We start from the raw sequence: 22590 nt of genomic DNA, 5'->3' as shown, positions 1-22590 counted from the left end.
TGGCTGCTCTGTAGCCGTATTCAATGGGGCTTCCTTTGCCTTGTTTTCCTCGGTCACAGTGCCAGCCCACCTTCACGTGCGCCGTCTGCGATAGCCGCGACACGGCCGTGGTACTTGTTGCCACCACGGTCGAACACGACAGCCTCGACGCCGACAGCCTTGGCGCGCTCGGCGACGAGCTCGCCAACGCGCTTGGCCTTGGCGGTCTTGTCGCCGTCGAACGCACGAAGGTCCGCTTCGAGGGTCGACGCGGAGGCAACGGTGATGCCCTTTGTGTCATCGACAACCTGCACGAATACGTGGCGGGCTGAACGGTTGACGACCAGGCGCGGGCGCACCGCGGTACCCGAAACGCGCTTGCGCACGCGGAGGTGACGGCGGCCGCGGGAGGCGGACTTGCTCTTGGAGCTTCGCTTCTTATTGATGCTGATTGCCATGGTTACTTACCAGCCTTTCCGACCTTGCGGCGGATGATCTCGCCTGCATAGCGGATACCCTTGCCCTTGTAAGGGTCGGGCTTGCGCAGCTTGCGGATGTTCGCAGCGACCTCGCCGACCTGCTGCTTGTTGATACCCGATACCGAGAGCTTGGTGGGGGTCTCGACAGTCAGGACGATGCCCTCGGGTGCCTTGACGGCAACCGGGTGGCTGTAGCCCAGAGCGAACTCGAGATCGGCGCCCTTGGCCTGGACACGGTAACCCGTGCCAACGATCTCGAGGTTCTTCTTGTAGCCTTCGGTCACTCCAACGATCATGTTGGAGATCAGGGTCCGGGTGAGGCCGTGCAGCGAGCGTGAGACACGCTCGTCGTTGGGCCGGCTGACGGTGACGGTGCTGTCTTCGAGGGTTACTTCGATCGGGCTGGGCACGGTGTGGCTCAGCTCGCCCTTGGTTCCCTTGACGGAGACTTCACTGCCGTTGACCTTGACCTCGACACCTGCAGGAACGGTGATGGGGAGACGTCCAATACGTGACATTTTTCTTTCCCTTTCCCGCTACCAGACGTAGGCGAGGACTTCCCCACCTACACCCTTCTTGGATGCCTGGCGGTCTGTGAGCAGACCGGAGGACGTGGACAGGATGGCAATACCCAGGCCGCCCAGGACGTGCGGCAGGTTGGTGGACTTCGCGTAGACGCGGAGTCCGGGCTTGGAGATGCGGCGGATGCCGGCGATTGAACGCTGGCGGTCCGGGCCGAACTTGAGGTCGATGGTCAGCTTCTTGCCGACTTCGGCTTCCTCTTCCTTCCAGCCGGCGATGTAGCCTTCGGCCTTCAGGATGTCGGCGACGCGCGCCTTCAGCTTGCTGTACGGCATTGACACGGAGTCGTGGTATGCCGAGTTTGCGTTGCGCAGACGCGTAAGCATGTCTGCGACAGGATCTGTCATTGTCATGTGGGCTCTTGCCCTTCCTCGTAACGGTTTCCGGACTCCGCCCCGCGCTCAGCGTGCGCCGGGCTCGGGCTGGAACGGACCTGCAACGTAGTTAGATTAATCTTCGGATTTGAACGGGAAGCCAAGTGCCTTGAGCAGCGCACGGCCTTCGGCATCGGTCTTGGCGGTCGTGACGACGGTGATGTCCATGCCACGCACGCGGTCGATCTTGTCCTGGTCGATCTCGTGGAACATCGACTGTTCCGTGAGGCCGAAGGTGTAGTTGCCGTTGCCGTCGAACTGCTTGCCGTTGAGGCCGCGGAAGTCGCGGATACGGGGCAGGGCGAGGGTCACCAGGCGGTCAACGAATTCCCACATGCGGTCTCCGCGCAGCGTTGCGTGGGCGCCGATGGGCATTCCCTCACGCAGCTTGAACTGGGCGATCGACTTGCGGGCCTTCGTGACCTGGGGCTTCTGGCCGGTGATCGCGGTGAGGTCCTTGACGGCGCCGTCGATGAGCTTGGAGTCCTTTGCGGCATCTCCGACACCCATGTTCACGACAACCTTGACCAGCCGGGGCACCTGGTTCACGTTCGAGTAGCTGAATTCCTCCTGCAGGGCAGACTTGATTTCAGCGGCGTAGCGGGCCTTCAGGCGAGGGAGAACCTTGGTCTCTGCGGTTTCGACAGTCATTACAGATCCTTCCCTGATGACTTGGCCACACGGATGCGGACGGTGCGCTGGCGGCCGTCGCGCTCGACGGTCTCCAGGCGGTAGCCGACGCGCGTGGGCTTCTTGGTCTCGGGATCGACGATTGCAACGTTGCTGATGTGCAGCGGTGCTTCAACGACCTGGATTCCACCGGCGTGGCTGTGGCCTTCGTGCTGGGTGGCCTTGGTGTGCTTGGTGATCGTGTTGACACCCTCCACGAGAACGCGGTTGGTCTCGGGGAACACCTTCAGGACCTTGCCCTGCTTGCCGCGGTCTCCGCCGCGTTCCTGCTTGGCTCCAGTGATGACCTGAACGAGGTCACCCTTCTTGATCTTAAGCTTTCCAGATTTCTGTGCCATGGACTTAAAGCACCTCCGGCGCCAGCGAGATGATCTTCATGAAACGCTTGTCGCGCAGTTCGCGGCCGACAGGGCCGAAGATACGGGTACCGCGGGGGTCGCCGTCATTCTTCAGGATCACTGCTGCGTTTTCATCAAACTTGATGTAGGAACCGTCCGCGCGGCGGCGTTCCTTCTTGGTGCGGACGATGACCGCCTTGACGACGTCGCCCTTCTTGACATTGCCGCCGGGGATTGCGTCCTTGACGGTGGCGACGATGACGTCGCCGATGCCTGCGTAGCGGCGTCCCGATCCTCCGAGAACGCGGATGGTCAAGATTTCCTTGGCCCCCGTGTTGTCGGCGACCTTAAGCCGCGACTCCTGCTGAATCACTTATTACTCCTGTCGTCGCGCTGGTTCTCTTAGCGAGCCTTGCGGAACGGATATGGGTGGGCCCCGAGATACTGGTACTCAGCACAAGCGCACGCCGAAGCGCATTGGAAATTCCGCGGATTGTGTTGAACAAGATCATCGGGCTTTTGCCTATTTGCCGGTGTGAAGGCAGAGTTCACCAGCCCACTCGACAGACAAGATTTTCATACTATCGCGAAAAGGCCCCGGACACGAATCGTGTCCAGGGCCTCTCCCGTTCGGCTGGTGTTACTTGGCCTTCTCGATGATTTCCACGAGACGCCACCGCTTGGTGGCGGAAAGCGGCCGGGTCTCCGAGATCAGAACCATGTCGCCGATGCCGGCGGCGTTCTGCTCGTCGTGAGCCTTGACCTTCGAGCTGCGGCGGATGACCTTGCCGTACAGCCCGTGCTTCACGCGGTCCTCAACCTCGACCGTGATGGTCTTTTCCATCTTGTCCGAAACGACATACCCGCGGCGGACCTTGCGGTATCCGCGTGCATTGACGTCGGTTGTCGTGCTTTCGGTGTTCTGCTCACTCATTTGGCGTCCTCCTCAGAAGCCTCGGTGTCCACGGACTTGGCGTCCTTAGTGGAGGCCTTCTTGGATTTCTTTGCCTTTTCCGTCTTCTCGGGCTTTGCTTCCTCGACGGGAGCAATCACCTCGGGACGGATGCCCAGCTCGCGCTCACGCAGCACCGTGTAGATGCGTGCGATGTCGCGCTTGACCAGGCGCAGGCGGCCATGGCTTTCCAGCTGACCGGTGGCCGACTGGAAGCGGAGGTTGAACAGCTCCTCCTTGGCCTTGCGGAGCTCCTCAACGAGACGGTCCTTATCGAACCCGTCAAGCTGATCCGTTGCTAGTTCCTTTGAACCCAATGCCATGCTATTCACCACCCTCACGACGCACGATGCGTGCCTTCAACGGCAGCTTGTGGATCGCGAGGCGCAGGGCTTCGCGGGCTACCTCTTCGGAAACACCGGACAGTTCGAAAAGAACCCGTCCCGGCTTGACGTTGGCCACCCACCACTCGGGCGAACCCTTACCGGAACCCATGCGGGTTTCGGCAGGCTTCTTGGTCAACGGACGGTCCGGGTAAATGTTGATCCAGACCTTTCCGCCACGCTTGATGTGGCGGGTCATTGCAATACGGGCCGACTCGATCTGGCGGTTGGTGACGTATGCCGGGCTCAGAGCCTGGATACCCCATTCGCCAAAGCTGACCTCGGTGCCACCGGTAGCAGCGCCGGAACGACCCGGGTGGTGCTGCTTACGGAATTTGACTCGACGTGGGATAAGCATTTAAGCCTGTCCTCCTTCAGCCGCGGCGGGTGCTGCGGCGGTCTCGGCGGGCGCTGCTGCGCCCTGGCCCTCGGCGCGCTCCGGCGTACGACGGCGACGCTCGCCACCGCGCTCGGCGCCGGCGGGGCCACGGCCCGGACGGTCTCCGCCGCGGCCGCGTGAGGGAGCTGCTGCAGCCTGGGCTGCCAGTTCCTTCGCGGTGACGTCACCCTTGTAGATCCAGACCTTCACGCCGATGCGGCCGAAGGTGGTCTTGGCCTCGAAGAAACCGTAGTCGATGTTCGCGCGGAGGGTGTGCAGGGGCACACGGCCTTCGCGGTAGAACTCCGAACGGCTCATTTCGGCTCCACCCAGGCGGCCGGAGCACTGGACACGGATGCCCTTTGCTCCCGCACGCTGTGCGGACTGCATTGCCTTCTTCATCGCACGGCGGAAAGCCACGCGTGAGGAGAGCTGCTCGGCGATGCCCTGGGCTACGAGCTGGGCTTCGATCTCGGGGTTCTTCACCTCGAGGATGTTCAGCTGCACCTGCTTGCCGGTGAGCTTCTCGAGCTCGCCGCGGATGCGGTCGGCCTCGGCGCCGCGGCGGCCGATGACGATACCCGGACGCGCAGTGTGGATATCCACACGGACGCGGTCACGGGTGCGCTCGATCTCGACCTTGGCGATGCCTGCGCGGTCCATGCCGGTTGACATGAGCTGACGGATCTTGATGTCCTCGCGGACGAAGTCCCTGTAGCGCTGGCCTGGCTTGTTGCTGTCAGCAAACCAGTGAGACCTGTGGTCCGTGGTGATGCCGAGTCGGAACCCGTGCGGGTTTACTTTCTGTCCCACTTAGCGGACCTCCACTTTCTCAGGGGTAGCTACAACAACTGTGATGTGGCTGGTCCGCTTGTTGATGCGGAACGCGCGGCCTTGGGCACGCGGGCGGAACCGCTTCATCGTGGGGCCTTCATCGACAAATGCTTCGCTGATGACCAGGTCGCCCTCGTCGAAGGCAACGCCATCCCGGTCCGCGAGGACGCGGGCGTTGGCCATTGCCGACTGAACTACCTTGAATACCGGCTCTGAAGCAACCTGTGGGGCAAACTTCAGAATAGCCAGAGCCTCATTCGCCTGCTTACCACGAACAAGGTTGACGACGCGCCGGGCCTTCATAGGCGTTACGCGGATATGACGCGCAATTGCCTTGGCTTCCATTGCTTTCCTTCTCTCGTCTTAGCCGTAAGAGCCAAGCGCCTAGCGGCGCTTGCCCTTGCGGTCGTCCTTAACATGGCCGCGGAAAGTCCGCGTGGGAGCGAATTCGCCGAGCTTGTGCCCGACCATCGACTCGGTGACAAACACCGGAATGTGCTTGCGCCCGTCGTGAACCGCGATCGTGTGTCCGAGCATGTCGGGCACGATCATGGAGCGGCGGGACCACGTCTTGATGACGTTCTTTGTGCCCGATTCGTTCTCGCGAGCGACCTTTACGTAAAGGTGCTGATCGACGAAGGGGCCTTTCTTCAGGCTGCGTGGCATGTCTCCAGGCTCCTATCGCTTGTTCTTGCCGGAACGACGGCGACGCACAATGAGTGAATCGCTCTCTTTGTTGAGGCGACGCGTGCGTCCCTCGGCCTTGCCGTTGGGGTTGACCGGGTGGCGTCCACCGGAGGTCTTACCTTCACCACCACCGTGGGGGTGGTCAACGGGGTTCATTGCCACACCACGGACGGTCGGGCGGATGCCCTTCCAGCGGCTGCGGCCGGCCTTGCCCCAGTTGATGTTCGACTGCTCGGCGTTGCCGACCTCGCCGACCGTTGCACGGCAGCGGACGTCGACGTTGCGGATTTCACCGGAGGGCAGACGCAGCTGGGCGAAGCGGCCTTCCTTGGCGACGAGCTGAACCGACGCACCGGCGGAGCGTGCCATCTTGGCGCCGCCGCCTGGGCGGAGCTCAACAGCGTGGATCACGGTACCGACGGGGATGTTGCGCAGCGGCAGGTTGTTGCCGGGCTTGATGTCAGCCCCGGCGCCGGCCTCGACGAAGTCGCCCTGCTTGAGCTTGTTCGGCGCGATGATGTAGCGCTTGGTGCCATCAACGTAGTGCAGGAGGGCGATGCGTGCCGTGCGGTTGGGATCGTATTCGATCTCAGCTACGCGGGCGTCGACGCCGTCCTTGTCGTGGCGGCGGAAGTCGATCAGACGGTACTGACGCTTGTGTCCACCACCCTTGTGACGGGTTGTGATCTTGCCGGTGTTGTTACGGCCGCCCTTTTTGGGGAGCGGACGCACCAGTGACTTCTCCGGTGTCGATCGTGTGATTTCTGCGAAGTCGGCAACGCTGGAGCCGCGGCGGCCCGGCGTTGTCGGCTTGTATTTACGGATTCCCATGTGTCATTTCCTCGTTAAAGTGGTCTCCGCTCTAAGCGAGCGGACCGCCGAAGATGTCGATTGTGCCTTCTTTGAGGGACACAATGGCACGCTTGGTGCCCTTGCGCTGTCCCCACCCGAATTTGGTGCGCTTGCGCTTACCTGCACGGTTGATGGTGTTGATCGAGTCGACCTTGACGGAGAAGATCTTCTCCACGGCCAGCTTGATCTCAGCCTTGTTGGAGCGCGGGTCGACCAGGAAGGTGTACTTACCTTCGTCGATCAGGCCGTAGCTCTTTTCCGAGACGACGGGTGCAATGACGACGTCGCGCGGATCCTTTGCGATGGTGCCGCTCACTTGGCATCCTCCCTGGAAGTAACTTCAGCCGAGTCAACGAACGTGTCGTAGGCGGCCTTCGTGAAGATCACGTCGTCGGAGACCAGCACGTCGTACGTGTTGAGCTGGTCAACATACAGAACGTGGACTCCGGGAACGTTGCGTACGGACAGCGCCGATACGTCGTTGGCGCGTTCGATCACGACGAGCAGGTTGGGCCGCTCGGAGATTGAACGAAGCGTCTCGATGGCACCCTTGGTGGACGGCTTGTCGCCGGCAACGAGGGATTCGAGGACGTGGATGCGGCCGTTGCGTGCGCGGTCCGAGAGGGCTCCGCGCAGGGCGGCTGCCTTCATCTTCTTCGGGGTGCGCTGGCTGTAGTCGCGGGGCGTGGGTCCGTGGACAACGCCGCCACCGGTCATGTGCGGGGCGCGGATCGAACCCTGGCGGGCGCGGCCGGTTCCCTTCTGCTTGAACGGCTTGCGGCCTGCACCGCTCACCTCGGCGCGGGTCTTGGTCTTGTGGGTGCCCTGGCGGGCAGCCGCAAGCTGGGCCACGACGACCTGGTGCAGCAGCGGTACGTTCGTCTGAACGTCGAAGATCTCCGCGGGGAAATCGACCTTTACTGTTTGGACAGCCATTTGGCTATGCTCCCTTCACGGCGGTGCGTACGAGGACGACCTGGCCGCGGGCGCCAGGTACAGCGCCCTTGATCAGCAGCAGCGACTTCTCGGCGTCTACGCCGTGAACCGTGAGGTTCAGCGTGGTCTGACGAACGGCACCCATGCGGCCTGCCATTTTCATTCCCCTGAAGACGCGGCTGGGGGTGGATGCGCCACCGATGGAGCCGGGCTTGCGGTGGTTCTTGTGGGCACCGTGTGATGCTCCAACGCCGTGGAAGCCGTGGCGCTTCATGACACCGGCGAAGCCCTTGCCCTTGGTGGTGCCGATAACGTCAACCGTCTGGCCGGCTTCGAAGATCTCAACGGAGAGCTCCTGGCCGAGCGAGTAGGTATCAGCGTCGGAGGTACGCAGCTCAACGACGTGGCGGCGCGGGTTGACCCCGGCCTTCTCGAAGTGTCCGGCGAGCGGCTTGGTGACCTTGCGGGGGTCGATCTGGCCGAAGCCGATCTGAACGGCGGTGTAGCCGTCCTTGTCCGCGGTGCGCAGCTGCGTAATAACGTTTGAGTCGGCCTGGACCACGGTGACGGGGATGAGGTTGTTGTTCTCGTCCCAGACCTGGGTCATGCCGAGCTTGATGCCCAGCAGGCCTTTAACCTGACGCGTAAGTGAAGTAGACATGTGTATCCGCTCTCCCTTACAGCTTGATTTCGATGTTCACGTCCGCGGGCAGATCGAGACGCATCAGCGAATCGACGGCCTTGGGCGTGGGATCAATGATGTCGATCAGACGCTTGTGAGTACGCATTTCGAAGTGCTCACGGCTGTCCTTGTACTTGTGCGGGGACCGGATAACAACGAAAACGTTCTTCTCCGTGGGCAGCGGCACCGGGCCGACAACCGTAGCGCCTGCGCGCGTCACCGTCTCAACGATCTTCCGCGCTGAAACATCAATGACCTCGTGGTCATATGACTTCAGCCGGATGCGGATTTTCTGTCCCGCCATGGCGTCTCGACTCTCTCTCTACATGAAAACTGCCGAGGCAGTTCCGGTACGTACATTGCCTGCGCCCGTTGTACGGCGCTCCTCCACAGACTGAATCCGGACAATTCCGGGTTCCTCACCCTGCTAAGGCTCCGACCCCCGCGCTCGGGCGTGTCGCGCAATCCGACACGAACAAACAGCGCATTCCAGCCGGGCTGGATGGGGTGGATTATATTTGGGCCACGCGGACCGGTGAACTTTAACCCTGCATCAGGCATTATCCTGACCGGGATTGGGTCTCAAACCGCACGCGCAAGCGCTTGAACAACTTCTCTAGTCTGGCAGAGATGGCCGTCAAACGCTAATCCCCGGGGTTTTCCGGCTGCTGCTCCGGCGTGTCGGCAGCGGCGCGCCGGGCCTGCTCCGCACCCGATTGCGACGAGCGCCTCGCCGTTAGCCGGTGCGGCCGTCGTTCCCGGGTGCGCCGGCCCGGTTCGGGTGCCACGGATCGCCTTCCACGGGGACGGGGCGGGCCGGCCACCGCCGGGTCCTGCACGGGAGGAGGCCTGCGGCCGTGAGCAGTTCCAGCAGGCGGGCCGGGTCCCGGAGGTCGTCCCAGGACCAGCGGACCACCCGCAGCCCCAGCGCACGCAGGCGGTCCTCCCTCCGCTTTTCCTCGACCACAACCTCGCCTGGAGTGCGGCCGTTGAGGAATTCCGGCCTCGAGTACTTTACGAGCCCATCGAATTCACCGACCAGCCGCGTCTGCGGCCAATAGAAGTCTGTCCGTCCGATGAGCCCCCGGGAATCCGTGAACTCCCGCTGCAGCTGCGGCTCGGGAAATCCCATCAGTATCAGATGGACGCGGCTGAGCGACTCCCCCGGTGACTCGGCCGCGCCGTCCGCGGAACCGAGCACGAAACCGAGCCGGGTGCGGGCCGCCTTGGCGGTGAGCGGCCCTGCGGCCAGGGAGATCCGCGCCGGATCGGTCGCACGCCGCCGCAGCGCATGATCGAGCGCGACGACGGCCTGCTCAAACCCGCAGTCGACGGCGAGGGCGGCGAGCGTTGCATCGAGGGACGTCGCGCGCAGCCCGGAGACGCGGACGACGGGTGGAACGCCCGACGAGGTGAAGTGCCGCCGGATGTCACCCCGTGAACGGGCACACCGAACCGCACCCTGCTGCACATGCACCTTCGGAGGGACAGCAAGAAGGGGAAGCCCATGGATCAGCGCGGCGCTCTCGTGGCAGAAGACCGGCGGGTGCTGCGCGGAGAGGTGCACGGCAAGGACCCTCAGCCGGTACCGGTCCCAGCGGTCGAGGTCCAGCCAGGCCGCCCGGGACACATAGAGCCCCTGCCTAACCCGGAGCATCTCCCCCGCGGCGCACCGCCGCTGCAGTCTCCGGGGGCTGATGCCCTGCGCGGAGTATTCCGCGGTCGTCGAAATCATCGATCGAAGCTCGGTGAAGCTCACCATGGAGCAACCTTCGCCCGCCGGCGGCAGAGCCGACGGCACTGCGGGCGTTATGTTGACATCGGCGCACGCGTTTCCGGCTGCCGCGCCGGTTTGCGACGAACGCACCCGCAATACCGCATGCGTTAGTCGCAATCCGGTGCGCTGTTCGCAGGCCGGTGCGCTCGTCGCCTTCGGGTACTGCAGAGCGGTGGCCGCACAAGAAAAGGGCCCCGCTGCCGAAGCAACGGGGCCCTTCTCGGTAGAGCAGTCAGGCAGTCGAAAGACTACTTGATGATCTTGGTGACACGTCCTGAACCAACGGTGCGGCCGCCTTCGCGGATAGCGAAGCCGAGGCCCTCTTCCATGGCGATGGGCTGGATGAGCGCAACGGTCATCTCAGTGTTGTCGCCAGGCATAACCATTTCAGTGCCCTCGGGGAGGGTGATGACGCCGGTTACGTCCGTGGTGCGGAAGTAGAACTGCGGGCGGTAGTTCGAGTAGAACGGGTTGTGACGCCCGCCCTCGTCCTTGGCCAGGATGTAGACGTTGGCCTCGAAGTCGGTGTGCGGGGTGATCGAACCCGGCTTCACGATAACCTGGCCGCGCTCTACGTCTTCGCGCTTGATGCCGCGGAGCAGGAGGCCACAGTTCTCGCCGGCCCATGCTTCGTCGAGCTGCTTGTGGAACATCTCGATACCGGTAACCGTGGTCTTCTGAACCGGACGGATGCCGACGATCTCGACCTCGGAGTTGATCTTCAGGGTTCCACGCTCGGCACGGCCCGTAACAACGGTTCCACGGCCGGTGATGGTGAAGACGTCCTCGACAGGCATGAGGAAGGGCTTGTCCTTGTCGCGAACGGGGTCCGGAACGGACTCATCCACAGCAGCCATCAGGTCTTCAACCGACTTGACCCACTCGGCGTCGCCTTCGAGGGCCTTCAGGCCGGAAACGCGGACCACGGGTGCTTCGTCGCCATCGAAGCCCTGCGCGCTGAGCAGCTCGCGGACCTCCATCTCGACGAGGTCCAGCAGTTCCTCATCCTCAACCATGTCGGACTTGTTCAGCGCGACCAGCAGGTAGGGAACACCAACCTGGCGGGCGAGCAGAACGTGCTCGCGGGTCTGAGCCATCGGGCCGTCGGTTGCTGCAACAACGAGGATTGCACCATCCATCTGAGCAGCACCGGTGATCATGTTCTTGATGTAGTCAGCGTGACCGGGAGCGTCTACGTGTGCGTAGTGGCGCTTCTCAGTCTGGTACTCAACATGCGAGATGTTGATGGTGATGCCGCGCTGCTTCTCCTCGGGAGCCGAGTCGATAGACGCGAAGTCACGCTGCTCGTTGAGAGTGGGGTACTTGTCGTACAGCACCTTGGAAATGGCAGCCGTCAACGTGGTCTTTCCATGGTCAACGTGACCAATGGTGCCGATGTTAACGTGCGGCTTAGTCCGCTCGAACTTTGCCTTCGCCACGGGTTCCTCCTAGAACGTTTGAGAAGATTTGCTTCCCAGCCGCGCTTTTCGCAGCTGAAACTGATGCAAGTCTACTTGGGGCTTTTGGTTTTCTTTAAATTGCTTGTCGCTCGCGGCCCCTGCGGACCGTTGGCTGGTGTGGGGCCGGCGGGCGCAATGCCCGCCGGCCCCACTGGATACCACCACCGTTGCCGGCGGGTTATCCGAAGTTACTCACCACGAGTCTTCTGGATGATTTCGTCAGCCACGGCCTTGGGAACCTCGGAGTAGCTGTTGAACTGCATCGAGTACACGGCGCGGCCCTGGGTCTTCGACCGCAGATCCCCGATGTAACCGAACATTCCGGACAGGGGCACGAAGGCACGGATGACCTTCACGCCGCTTGCGTCCTCCATCGACTGCATCTGGCCGCGGCGGGAGTTGAGGTCGCCGATAACTTCACCCATGTACTCCTCGGGTGTGCGGACCTCAACATCCATCAGCGGTTCGAGCAGAACCGGGTTGGCCATCCGTGCGGCTTCCTTGAACGCCATACGTCCGGCGATCTTGAAGGCCATTTCGGATGAGTCAACGTCGTGGTAGGCGCCGTCGAGCAGCGTGGCCTTGATGCCGACCACGGGGTACCCGGCGAGCACGCCGTCGTTGAGGGCATCTTGGATGCCCGCGTCAACGCTGGGGATGTACTCGCGGGGAACGCGTCCACCGGTGACCTTGTTGTCGAACGCGTAAAGGACGCCTTCTTCAACTTCCATCGGCTCGATGGCGATCTGGATCTTCGCGAACTGCCCCGATCCACCGGTCTGCTTCTTGTGCGTGTAGTCGTGCTTGGCGACCGCGCGCTTGATCGTCTCGCGGTAGGCGACCTGGGGCTTGCCCACGTTTGCCTCGACCTTGAATTCGCGGCGCATGCGGTCCACGAGGATGTCCAGGTGGAGCTCGCCCATGCCGGCGATGATCGTCTGTCCGGTGTCCTCGTTGAGGGAGACCTGGAAGGTCGGATCCTCGGCGGAGAGCTTCTGGATAGCCGTTGAAAGCTTCTCCTGGTCGCCCTTCGTCTTGGGTTCGATGGCAACCGAGATCACGGGCTCCGGGAAGCTCATGGACTCGAGGACGATCTGGTTGGTCGCGTCGGAGAGGGTGTCACCGGTGGTGGTGTCCTTCAGCCCGATCGCAGCGTAGATGTGTCCGGCCAGTGCCTCTTCAACAGGGTTTTCCTTGTTGGCGTGCATCTGGAACAGCTTGCCGATGCGCTCCTTCTTGCCCTTGGTGGAGTTCATCACCTGGGTGCCCGCGGAGACCTGTCCGGAGTAAACCCGGATGAAGGTCAGCTGGCCGAAGAACGGGTGGGTCGCAACCTTGAACGCCAGAGCCGAGAACGGCTCTTCGGTGCTGGGCTTGCGGGTCATCTCGGCGGTCTCGTCGCGGGGATCGTGACCGATCATCGCGGGGACGTCGAGCGGGGACGGCAGGTAGTCAACGACGGCGTCAAGCATCGGCTGGACGCCGCGGTTCTTGAACGCGGAGCCGCAGAGGATCGGGTAGAGCTCGGAGTTGATCGTCATCTTGCGGATGCCGGCCTTGATTTCCGCGACGGTGAGCTCTTCGCCCTCGAGGTACTTGCCCATGAGGGCATCGGAGGACTCGGCTACGGTCTCGACGAGGGCCGCGCGGTATTCCTCGGCCTTTTCCTTGAGATCCTCGGGGATCTCCTGGACCTCGTACTTGGCACCCATCGTCACGTCGCCCTTGGCGTCGCCCGGCCAGACCAGCGCGCGCATTTCGACAAGGTCGACGACGCCGATGAAGTCGTTCTCTGCACCGATGGGCAGCTGGAGGACCAGCGGCTTGGCGCCGAGGCGGCTGATGATGGTGTCGACGGTGAAGTAGAAGTCGGCGCCGAGCTTGTCCATCTTGTTGACGAAGCAGATGCGGGGAACTTCGTACTTGTCGGCCTGGCGCCAGACGGTCTCCGACTGGGGCTCAACGCCCTCCTTGCCGTCGAACACTGCGACGGCGCCGTCGAGGACGCGCAGTGAGCGCTCAACCTCGACGGTGAAGTCGACGTGGCCGGGGGTGTCGATGATGTTGATCTGGTTGTTGTGCCAGAAGCTGGTCACGGCGGCAGACGTGATGGTGATGCCGCGTTCCTTCTCCTGTTCCATCCAGTCGGTCGTCGAGGCGCCGTCGTGGGTCTCGCCGATCTTGTGGTTTACACCCGTGTAGAACAGGATGCGCTCGGTAGTAGTGGTCTTGCCGGCATCGATGTGCGCCATGATGCCGATATTGCGGACCTTTGTAAGGTCTGTAAGCACGTCCTGTGCCACGGTGTCTCCCTTTTGACGAAGATGGAGTTCTGCTGGACTCCCTGCCCGGATGCGCTGTGCGGCGGACCCGGGCGGGAAGGTCGTTTACCAGCGGTAGTGTGCGAAGGCCTTGTTGGATTCGGCCATCTTGTGCGTGTCTTCGCGGCGCTTGACAGCGGCGCCCAGACCATTGGAGGCGTCAAGGATCTCGTTCTGCAGACGCTCGGTCATCGTCTTCTCGCGGCGTGCCTTGGAGTAGCCAACCAGCCAGCGGAGGGCCAGGGCGGTTGAGCGGCCCGGCTTCACCTCGACGGGAACCTGGTAGGTGGCGCCACCGACACGGCGTGAGCGGACCTCGAGGGTCGGCTTGACGTTGTCCATAGCCTTCTTCAGCGCGGCAACGGGGTCGCCGCCGGACTTGGCGCGTGCGCCTTCGAGTGCACCGTAGACGATGCGCTCTGCAGTGGACTTCTTGCCGTCAACGAGCACCTTGTTGATCAGCTGAGTGACCAGGGGTGAACCGTAAACGGGATCTACAACGAGCGGCCGCTTCGGGGCCGGGCCCTTACGAGGCATTACTTCTTCTCCATCTTTGCGCCGTAGCGGCTGCGCGCCTGCTTACGGTTCTTGACGCCCTGGGTATCCAGTGCTCCACGGACAATCTTGTAGCGGACACCCGGAAGGTCCTTCACACGCCCGCCGCGCACCAGCACGATGGAGTGTTCCTGAAGGTTGTGTCCAACGCCGGGAATGTAGGCGGTGACTTCGATGCCGCCGTTGAGGCGCACGCGGGCGACCTTGCGGAGCGCCGAGTTCGGCTTCTTCGGGGTGGTCGTGTAGACGCGGGTGCAAACGCCGCGCTTCATCGGGCTGCCCTTCAGTGCGGGCGCCTTGGTCTTGGAGACCTTAGGTGACCGGCCCTTGCGGACCAGCTGGTTAATCGTAGGCACTTTCGTGTTCTCCGTAATGTCTCGGATGAGTTCTCTGTTTGCCCAACCCTGCGGTTATCCGGACCCGAGGGCAGCGGACCACCCGTGAGCGGGGGTTCTCAGTCGTTTGGCGCTTCGCCTACTACAACTAGCAGCCGCGAAACGACCGTAGGCGTGCGAAAATGTGGCATTCGTTGTACAAGATCCCTACAACACGGAGATACGTTTCGCAACGCCAATCCACTGCCACACAAACAATTACCGTCAAGTCTACCAGAGTGTGGGCCGGAGCCGGACCGGCCCCTCCCCCGGCACCGGAGAAACCGGAAGGCCCCGGACCGTTTCGGGTCCGGGGCCTTCCGCCGTGCTCTACCGCTGCGTGCGCGGCGCGGGCTTCCTAGCGGAAGTCGTTCCCGAGGTCGTAGTCATCCAGGGGAATGGCGTGGAACTCGGGGTTCATGCCGCCCTCGACGCCGGCGTAGTCGAAGTCGCTGAACGCGCTCGGACCGGTGAAGAGGTTGGCCTTGGCTTCCTCGGTGGGCTCGACGGTGATCTTCGTGTAGCGGTCCAGGCCGGTTCCGGCCGGGATGAGCTTACCGATGATCACGTTCTCCTTCAGGCCCAGCAGCGGATCGCTCTTGCCTTCCATGGCGGCCTGCGTGAGAACACGCGTGGTCTCCTGGAAGGAAGCGGCCGACAGCCACGACTCGGTGGCGAGTGAGGCCTTGGTGATGCCCATGAGCTCGGGACGGCCTGAGGCCGGCTTCTTGCCCTCGGACACCACACGGCGGTTCTCGTCCTCGAAGCGGCGGCGCTCGGCCAGCTCTCCGGGGAGAAGATCCGACTCACCGGACTCGATCACCGTTACGCGGCGCAGCATTTGGCGGACGATGACTTCCACGTGCTTGTCGTGGATGCCGACACCCTGGCTGCGGTACACGCGCTGGACCTCGTCAACAAGGAATTCCTGGGCCTTGCGGGGGCCAAGAATACGCAGGATCTGCTTGGGGTCGACGGCACCGAAGACGAGCTGCTGCCCGACCTCGACGTGCTCGCCGTCGGCGACGAGCAGGCGCGCACGCCGCAGGACCGGGTAGGCGATCTCTTCCGAGCCGTCGTCCGGGGTGACAACCAGGCGAAGCTGCTTCTCGGCATCTTCGATGGTGACGCGCCCTGCAACCTCGGAGATCGGGGCGACACCCTTGGGTGTGCGCGCCTCGAAAAGCTCCTGGATACGGGGCAGACCCTGGGTGATGTCCTCAGCCGAGGCAACACCGCCGGTGTGGAAGGTACGCATGGTCAGCTGCGTGCCGGGCTCACCGATCGACTGCGCGGCGATGATGCCGACGGCCTCTCCGATGTCCACGGTCTTGCCGGTCGCGAGCGAGCGGCCGTAGCAGAGTGCGCAGGTTCCGACGCTCGACTCACAGGTCAGCACGGAGCGGACCTTGATCTCGGTGACACCCGCGGCGAACAGCTCGCCGATCAGGACGTCTCCGACGTCGGAGCCGGCAGCCGCCAGCACCTCGCCCTTCGAATCGACGACGTCGGTGGCCAGCGTACGTGCGTACGCCGAGTTCTCGACCTCTTCGTGAAGGACCAGTTCGCCGTTGGCGTCCGGTACCGCGATGGTGACCTTCAGGCCACGCTCGGTGCCGCAGTCGTCCTCGCGGACGATGACGTCCTGGGACACGTCGACGAGGCGGCGGGTCAGGTAACCCGAGTTCGCCGTACGCAGGGCGGTGTCCGCAAGGCCCTTACGGGCGCCGTGCGTTGCGATGAAGTACTCAAGGACCGACAGGCCTTCACGGTAGGAGGACTTGATCGGACGCGGGATGATCTCGCCCTTGGGGTTCGCCACCAGGCCACGGATACCGGCGATCTGCCGGACCTGCAGCCAGTTACCACGGGCACCGGAGGAGACCATGCGGTTGATGGTGTTGTCCTTCGGCATCGCGTCGCGCATCGAGGCGGCAACCTCGTTGGTTGCCTTGTTCCAGATGTCGATGAGCTCCTGGCGGCGCTCCTCGTCGGCGATCAGGCCCTTGTCGAACTGCGACTGGACCTTGGCTGCCTGCGTCTCGTAGCCCTCCATGATTCCGGCCTTGTTGATGGGCGCGGAAATATCGGAGATGGCGACCGTCACGCCGGAGCGTGTGGCCCAGTAGAAACCGGCATCCTTGAGGTTGTCCAGCGTCGCGGCGGTGACGACCTTCGGGTAGCGCTCCGCGAGATCGTTGACGATCGTGGAGAGCTGGCCCTTGTCGGCGACCTTCTCGACCCAGGGGTAGTCCTCGGGCAGCGTGTCGTTGAACAGGACCTGCCCGAGGGAGGTCTCGATCAGCGCCGGCGTGCCCGGCTCCCAGCCTTCGGGAGCGGCGGTGTCGGCGCTCGGGATGAAGTTGGGAACCCGGATCCGCACCACGGAGTTCAGGTGCAGCTCGCCGGCGTCGTGGGCCATGATGGCTTCGGCCGGGCTGGAGAACACGCGGCCTTCACCCGCACTTCCCTCACGCTTGGTGGTGAGGTGGTGCAGACCAATGATCATGTCCTGTGACGGGAGGGTCACGGGGCGGCCGTCGGAGGGCTTCAGGATGTTGTTCGAGGAGAGCATCAGGATGCGCGCCTCGGCCTGGGCCTCGGGGCTCAGCGGCAGGTGCACTGCCATCTGGTCACCGTCGAAGTCCGCGTTGAAGGCGGCGCAGACCAGCGGGTGGAGCTGAAGGGCCTTGCCTTCAACCAGCTGGGGCTCGAACGCCTGGATGCCGAGACGGTGCAGGGTAGGTGCACGGTTCAGCAGCACGGGGTGCTCGGTGATGATCTCTTCGAGAACGTCCCAGACCTGCGGGCGGTAGCGCTCGACCATCCGCTTGGCGCTCTTGATGTTCTGGGCGTGGTTGAGGTCAACCAGGCGCTTCATCACGAACGGCTTGAAGAGCTCCAGCGCCATCTGCTTGGGCAGGCCACACTGGTGCAGCTTCAGCTGCGGACCGACGACGATCACCGAACGGCCCGAGTAGTCGACGCGCTTGCCCAGGAGGTTCTGGCGGAAGCGTCCCTGCTTGCCCTTGAGCATGTCGGAGAGCGACTTCAGGGGACGGTTGCCCGGCCCGGTGACGGGACGGCCGCGGCGGCCGTTGTCGAACAGGGAGTCAACGGCCTCCTGCAGCATGCGCTTCTCGTTGTTGACGATGATCTCGGGGGCACCGAGGTCGAGCAGGCGCTTGAGGCGGTTGTTCCGGTTGATCACGCGGCGGTACAGGTCGTTGAGGTCGGACGTCGCGAAACGGCCGCCGTCGAGCTGGACCATCGGGCGCAGTTCCGGCGGGATCACCGGGACGGCGTCGAGCACCATGCCCAGGGGGCTGTTGGTGGTGGTGAGGAACGCGTTGACGACCTTCAGGCGCTTGAGGGCACGCGTCTTGCGCTGGCCCTTGCCGTTCTGGATGATGTCGCGCAGCAGGTCGGCCTCGGCCTGCATGTCGAAGTTCTCAAGGCGGCGCTTGATTGCCTCGGCTCCCATCGAGCCCTCGAAGTACAGACCGTAACGGTCGCGCAGCTCGCGGTAGAGGCCCTCATCGCCTTCAAGGTCGGCGACCTTGAGGGTCTTGAAGCGCTCCCACACCTGGACCAGGCGCTCGATGTCGGCGTCGGCGCGCTTGCGCACGTTCGCCATCTGGCGGTCCGCGGAGTCGCGGGCCTTCTTCTTGTCCGCGGCCTTGGCGCCTTCGCCCTCGAGGCGGGCAAGCTCGTCCTCAAGGTCCTTGGCGATTGCGGCGATGTCGGAGTCGCGCTGGTCGATCATCTGCTTCTTCTCAAGGTCGTGCTCGGCCTGGAGGTTGGGCAGTTCGGCGTGACGGTTCTCTTCGTCGACCGAGGTGATCATGTAGGCAGCGAAGTAGATGACCTTCTCGAGGTCCTTCGGTGCAAGGTCAAGCAGGTAGCCAAGGCGTGAGGGAACACCCTTGAAGTACCAGATGTGCGTGACGGGAGCAGCAAGCTCGATGTGCCCCATGCGCTCGCGGCGCACCTTGGCACGGGTTACCTCGACGCCACAGCGCTCACAGATGATGCCCTTGAAGCGCACGCGCTTGTACTTGCCGCAGTAGCACTCCCAGTCGCGGGAAGGGCCGAAGATCTTCTCGCAGAAGAGTCCGTCCTTCTCGGGCTTGAGCGTGCGGTAGTTGATGGTTTCCGGCTTCTTGACCTCGCCGTAAGACCAGCCGCGGATTTCATCCGCGGTGGCAAGGCCGATTCGCATGAGGCCGAAGGAGGATTCGCTGGACATATGGTCCCTGTTCTCTCTTTGTTCTCTAAATTCTTGAAGTCTTTGGGGGTGCGGTGGGCAGTCAGGCCCACACCGGACCGGTGTTCGAGGAAGCGGCCTTTAATATTTCAAGGCCGCCCGCGGCCGCCAGAAATTTCGTTGGCCGCGTTCGAACACCGGTTCGGTGCGGTGAAACCTAGACTTCCTCGACGGAGCTTGGCTCGGCCCGTGAAAGGTCGATGCCCAGTTCCTCCGCGGCCCGGAAGACTTCTTCATCCGAGTCACGCATCTCAATCGTCGTTCCGTCGGTGGAAAGAACTTCCACGTTCAGGCAGAGCGACTGCATTTCCTTGATCAGCACCTTGAAGGACTCGGGAACGCCCGGCTCGGGGATGTTCTCGCCCTTGACGATCGCCTCGTAGACCTTGACGCGTCCGTGGATGTCATCCGACTTGATCGTCAGCAGCTCCTGGAGCGTGTAGGCGGCGCCATACGCCTCAAGTGCCCACACTTCCATTTCACCGAAACGCTGTCCGCCGAACTGCGCCTTACCACCCAGCGGCTGCTGCGTGATCATGGAGTACGGCCCGGTGGAGCGTGCGTGGATCTTGTCGTCGACAAGGTGGTGCAGCTTCAGGATGTACATGTAGCCGACCGAGATCGGGTCGGGGAACGGCTCGCCGGAGCGGCCGTCGAACAGGCGCGCCTTGCCGGACTCGCCGATCAGGCGCTGGCCGTCGCGGGTCACGTTGGTCGAGTTCAGCAGACCGACGATCTCGTCCTCGGTCGCACCGTCGAACACGGGGGTTGCGACGGTGGTCGAGGCGACCTCGCGGGGCAGGTTCGGAAGGTTCTTGACCCACTCGGGGTCCCCTTCGATCTTCCAGCCCTGCTTGGCGGCCCAGCCCAGGTGGATCTCCAGGACCTGGCCCACGTTCATGCGGCCCGGAACACCCAGCGGGTTGAGGACGATGTCGACGGGGGTTCCGTCCTCAAGGAACGGCATGTCCTCGATCGGCAGGATCTTGGAGATGACGCCCTTGTTGCCGTGGCGGCCGGCCAGCTTGTCGCCGTCGGTGATCTTGCGCTTCTGCGCAACGTAGACGCGGACCAGCTGGTTGACGCCCGGGGGCAGCTCGTCGTCGTTGTCGCGGTCGAAGATGCGCACGCCGATGACGGTTCCGGACTCGCCGTGGGGAACCTTCAGGGACGTGTCGCGGACCTCGCGGCTCTTCTCACCGAAGATCGCGCGCAGCAGGCGCTCCTCGGGGGTGAGTTCCGTTTCACCCTTGGGGGTGACACGGCCGACGAGGATGTCGCCTGCTTCAACTTCGGCACCGATGTGGATGATGCCGCGCTCGTCGAGCGCGCCAAGCACCTCTTCGGAGACGTTGGGGATGTCGCGGGTGATCTCCTCGGCACCAAGCTTGGTGTCGCGGGCGTCGACCTCGTGCTCCTCGATGTGGATCGAGGTCAGCACGTCGTCTGAGACGATGCGCTGCGAGAGGATGATCGCGTCCTCAAAGTTGTGCCCTTCCCAGGACATGAACGCAACGAGCATGTTCTTGCCCAGCGCCAGCTCGCCCTGATCGGTCGAAGGACCGTCGGCGATGATCGTGTTGTACTCGACGCGGTCGCCCTCGCCGACCAGCACGCGCTGGTTGTATGCGTTGCCCTGGTTGGAGCGGGCGAACTTCATGATCGGGTAGTTGGTCTCGGTGCCGTCGTCGTTGAGCACGTTGACGAGGTCGGCCGAAACTTCGGTGACAACACCGGCCTTCGCCGCGGTCACGGCGTCGCCGGCATCGACTGCCGCGTACTTCTCCATGCCGGTGCCCACGAGCGGACGCTCGGAGCGCAGCAGGGGAACGGCCTGACGCTGCATGTTCGCACCCATGAGGGCGCGGTTCGCGTCGTCGTGCTCGAGGAACGGAATCAGGGCCGTTGCCACAGACACCATCTGGCGCGGGGAAACGTCCATGTACTCGACCTCGTCGGCTGCAACGAGAACGGGCTCGCCCGAACCACCACGGGTACGCACGAGGACCATGTCTTCAACGAACTTGCCGTTCGCGTCGAGCGGGGCGTTGGCCTGGGCAATCAGGCGCTCCACCTCGTCGTCGGCGGTCAGGTAGTCGATCTGCTCGGTGACGCTGCCGTTGACTGCCTTGCGGTACGGGGTCTCGATGAAACCGAACGCGTTGATGCGGCCGTAGGAGGCGAGCGAACCGATCAGGCCGATGTTCGGGCCTTCAGGGGTTTCGATGGGGCACATGCGGCCGTAGTGCGACGGGTGGACGTCACGGACCTCCATGCCGGCGCGGTCACGGGAGAGACCACCCGGGCCCAGCGCGGACAGGCGGCGCTTGTGCGTCAGTCCGGCGAGCGGGTTGTTCTGGTCCATGAACTGCGACAGCTGGGAGGTTCCGAAGAACTCCTTGATCGCCGCGACGACAGGGCGGATGTTGATCAGCGTCTGCGGAGTGATCGCCTCGACGTCCTGCGTGGTCATGCGCTCGCGGACGACGCGCTCCATGCGGGACAGTCCGGTGCGGACCTGGTTCTCGATCAGCTCGCCGACCGCGCGGATGCGGCGGTTGCCGAAGTGGTCGATGTCGTCGACCTCGACGCGCAGTTCGACGTCTTCGCCGTCGCGCTTGCCCGTGAGGGTCTTCTCGCCGGCGTGGAGCGCAACAAGGAACTTGATCATCGCGACGATGTCGTCGATGTTCAGGACCGAGGCGTCGGAGTCGGTGAGGTCCTTGTCGATGCCGAGCTTGCGGTTGATCTTGTAGCGGCCGACCTTGGCCAGATCGTAGCGCTTGGGGTTGAAGTACAGGTTGTCCAGCAGGGTCTGGGCAGCCTCAACCGTGGGCGGCTCTCCCGGGCGCAGCTTGCGGTAGATATCGAGCAGGGCGTCTTCACGGGTCTCCGTGGCGTCCTTCTCCATGGTGGCGCGGATCGAGTCGTACTCGCCGAAGGTCTCGAGGATCTGCGCCTCGGTCCAGCCGAGGGCCTTGAGCAGCACGGTGACCGACTGCTTGCGCTTGCGGTCGAGGCGGACGCCGACCTGGTCGCGCTTGTCGATCTCCAGCTCGAACCAGGCGCCGCGCGACGGGATGATCTTCGCGCTGAAGATGTCCTTGTCGCTGGTCTTGTCGGCGGTGCGCTCGAAGTAGGCGCCGGGCGAACGCACGAGCTGCGACACGACGACGCGCTCGGTGCCGTTGATCACGAACGTGCCCTTGTCCGTCATCAGCGGGAAGTCGCCCATGAACACGGTCTGCTGCTTGATCTCGCCCGTGTTGTTGTTCATGAACTCGGCCTTGACGTACAGCGGAGCCGAGTATGTTGCGTCACGGTCCTTGCACTCGGCCATTGTGTACTTCGGGTCGGCGAATTCCGGCTCGGAGAAGCTCAGGGACATGGTGCCCTGGAAATCCTCGATCGGGGAAATCTCTTCAAAGATGTCCGCCAGGCCGGAAGTGGTGGCTACGCCCTGCAGGCCCTTTTCCAGGGCCTCTTCGACGCGCGCCTTCCAGCGCTCGTTGCCGACCAGCCAGTCAAAGCTGTCGGTCTGAAGGGCGAGAAGATTAGGAACGTCAAGCGGTTCGTGAATCTTTGCGAATGAGAGCCGGGGTGCGGCGCCGTCGGCGTCGACCTGGCTGGTAGCGGTTGCATTATTAGAGGTGCTCGAGGCGACCAAGAGGGATCCTTCCACAGACCTT

24 protein-coding genes are annotated in these 22590 nt (G+C 63.3%); all 24 read right to left on the bottom strand.

Going from position 1 to position 22590, the window contains the following annotated elements; all coding sequences use genetic code 11:
- Positions 1-53 precede the first annotated feature (53 nt).
- On the bottom strand, positions 54-437 hold the full coding sequence (gene rplR / locus AC4D14_RS07935; protein ID WP_490901275.1) for a 50S ribosomal protein L18: 384 nt from the start codon (positions 435-437) through the stop codon (positions 54-56).
- 2 nt (positions 438-439) lie between these two features.
- Positions 440-976: a 50S ribosomal protein L6 gene (rplF, locus tag AC4D14_RS07930; protein WP_490901274.1), complete on the bottom strand. Its 537-nt coding sequence runs from the start codon at positions 974-976 to the stop codon at positions 440-442.
- Between the two features lie 18 nt (positions 977-994).
- On the bottom strand, positions 995-1393 hold the full coding sequence (rpsH, locus tag AC4D14_RS07925; protein WP_043440638.1) for a 30S ribosomal protein S8: 399 nt from the start codon (positions 1391-1393) through the stop codon (positions 995-997).
- A gap of 96 nt (positions 1394-1489) precedes the next feature.
- Positions 1490-2065 (bottom strand): 50S ribosomal protein L5, encoded by a 576-nt coding sequence (gene rplE / locus AC4D14_RS07920; protein WP_490901272.1) that lies wholly within the window; start codon positions 2063-2065, stop codon positions 1490-1492.
- Positions 2065-2442 carry a 50S ribosomal protein L24 gene (gene rplX, locus AC4D14_RS07915; RefSeq protein WP_490901270.1) on the bottom strand — a complete coding sequence of 126 codons (378 nt, stop codon included), beginning with the start codon at positions 2440-2442 and terminating at the stop codon, positions 2065-2067. The genes rplE and rplX overlap by 1 nt, the downstream gene beginning before the upstream one ends.
- A 4-nt stretch (positions 2443-2446) precedes the next feature.
- Positions 2447-2815 carry a 50S ribosomal protein L14 gene (gene rplN, locus AC4D14_RS07910; protein ID WP_049829173.1) on the bottom strand — a complete coding sequence of 123 codons (369 nt, stop codon included), beginning with the start codon at positions 2813-2815 and terminating at the stop codon, positions 2447-2449.
- A 267-nt stretch (positions 2816-3082) separates the two neighbouring features.
- Positions 3083-3376, bottom strand: coding sequence for a 30S ribosomal protein S17 (rpsQ, locus tag AC4D14_RS07905; RefSeq protein WP_490901268.1), 294 nt, complete (start codon positions 3374-3376; stop codon positions 3083-3085).
- Positions 3373-3717: a 50S ribosomal protein L29 gene (gene rpmC / locus AC4D14_RS07900; RefSeq protein WP_490901266.1), complete on the bottom strand. Its 345-nt coding sequence runs from the start codon at positions 3715-3717 to the stop codon at positions 3373-3375. The genes rpsQ and rpmC overlap by 4 nt, the downstream gene beginning before the upstream one ends.
- A gap of 1 nt (position 3718) precedes the next feature.
- Complete coding sequence (gene rplP, locus AC4D14_RS07895) at positions 3719-4135, bottom strand: 50S ribosomal protein L16 (protein ID WP_049829176.1); 417 nt, start codon at positions 4133-4135, stop codon at positions 3719-3721.
- Entirely contained in the window at positions 4136-4969 is an 834-nt protein-coding gene (rpsC, locus tag AC4D14_RS07890; RefSeq protein ID WP_490901264.1) for a 30S ribosomal protein S3, read from the bottom strand.
- Complete coding sequence (rplV, locus tag AC4D14_RS07885) at positions 4970-5335, bottom strand: 50S ribosomal protein L22 (protein WP_120164749.1); 366 nt, start codon at positions 5333-5335, stop codon at positions 4970-4972.
- A 39-nt stretch (positions 5336-5374) separates the two neighbouring features.
- Positions 5375-5656, bottom strand: coding sequence for a 30S ribosomal protein S19 (gene rpsS / locus AC4D14_RS07880; protein WP_026549122.1), 282 nt, complete (start codon positions 5654-5656; stop codon positions 5375-5377).
- Between the two features lie 12 nt (positions 5657-5668).
- Entirely contained in the window at positions 5669-6508 is an 840-nt protein-coding gene (gene rplB, locus AC4D14_RS07875) for a 50S ribosomal protein L2 (RefSeq protein ID WP_490901261.1), read from the bottom strand.
- Positions 6509-6539: 31 nt separating this feature from the next.
- Positions 6540-6845 (bottom strand): 50S ribosomal protein L23, encoded by a 306-nt coding sequence (gene rplW / locus AC4D14_RS07870; protein ID WP_490901259.1) that lies wholly within the window; start codon positions 6843-6845, stop codon positions 6540-6542.
- On the bottom strand, positions 6842-7465 hold the full coding sequence (rplD, locus tag AC4D14_RS07865; protein ID WP_490901258.1) for a 50S ribosomal protein L4: 624 nt from the start codon (positions 7463-7465) through the stop codon (positions 6842-6844). Before rplD ends, rplW begins: the two co-directional genes overlap by 4 nt.
- A gap of 4 nt (positions 7466-7469) precedes the next feature.
- Positions 7470-8126, bottom strand: a complete 657-nt coding sequence (gene rplC, locus AC4D14_RS07860; RefSeq protein WP_490901257.1) for a 50S ribosomal protein L3 — start codon at positions 8124-8126, stop codon at positions 7470-7472.
- A gap of 16 nt (positions 8127-8142) precedes the next feature.
- Positions 8143-8451: a 30S ribosomal protein S10 gene (gene rpsJ, locus AC4D14_RS07855; protein ID WP_026531952.1), complete on the bottom strand. Its 309-nt coding sequence runs from the start codon at positions 8449-8451 to the stop codon at positions 8143-8145.
- Positions 8452-8883: 432 nt separating this feature from the next.
- Positions 8884-9909 carry a hypothetical protein gene (locus AC4D14_RS07850; RefSeq protein ID WP_490901255.1) on the bottom strand — a complete coding sequence of 342 codons (1026 nt, stop codon included), beginning with the start codon at positions 9907-9909 and terminating at the stop codon, positions 8884-8886.
- A gap of 263 nt (positions 9910-10172) precedes the next feature.
- Positions 10173-11363: an elongation factor Tu gene (tuf, locus tag AC4D14_RS07845; protein WP_490901254.1), complete on the bottom strand. Its 1191-nt coding sequence runs from the start codon at positions 11361-11363 to the stop codon at positions 10173-10175.
- Between the two features lie 209 nt (positions 11364-11572).
- Positions 11573-13687, bottom strand: coding sequence for an elongation factor G (fusA, locus tag AC4D14_RS07840; RefSeq protein WP_490901253.1), 2115 nt, complete (start codon positions 13685-13687; stop codon positions 11573-11575).
- A gap of 84 nt (positions 13688-13771) precedes the next feature.
- A complete protein-coding gene (gene rpsG / locus AC4D14_RS07835) occupies positions 13772-14242 on the bottom strand; it encodes a 30S ribosomal protein S7 (protein WP_043440595.1) in 471 nt (156 codons plus the stop codon).
- The gene (gene rpsL / locus AC4D14_RS07830) at positions 14242-14616 is read right to left on the bottom strand and encodes a 30S ribosomal protein S12 (RefSeq protein ID WP_026545668.1); all 375 of its coding nucleotides are present in this window, start codon (positions 14614-14616) and stop codon (positions 14242-14244) included. Before rpsL ends, rpsG begins: the two co-directional genes overlap by 1 nt.
- A gap of 376 nt (positions 14617-14992) precedes the next feature.
- Entirely contained in the window at positions 14993-18883 is a 3891-nt protein-coding gene (locus tag AC4D14_RS07825; protein WP_490901251.1) for a DNA-directed RNA polymerase subunit beta', read from the bottom strand.
- Positions 18884-19058: 175 nt separating this feature from the next.
- Positions 19059-22568 carry a DNA-directed RNA polymerase subunit beta gene (rpoB, locus tag AC4D14_RS07820; RefSeq protein ID WP_490901249.1) on the bottom strand — a complete coding sequence of 1170 codons (3510 nt, stop codon included), beginning with the start codon at positions 22566-22568 and terminating at the stop codon, positions 19059-19061.
- Between the last annotated feature and the right edge of the window lie 22 nt (positions 22569-22590).

This window comes from Arthrobacter sp. TJ-254 (genome assembly GCF_058269175.1).
The sequence above is the reverse complement of the archived record's forward strand: the minus strand, read 5'-3'. Positions and strand labels throughout refer to the sequence as shown.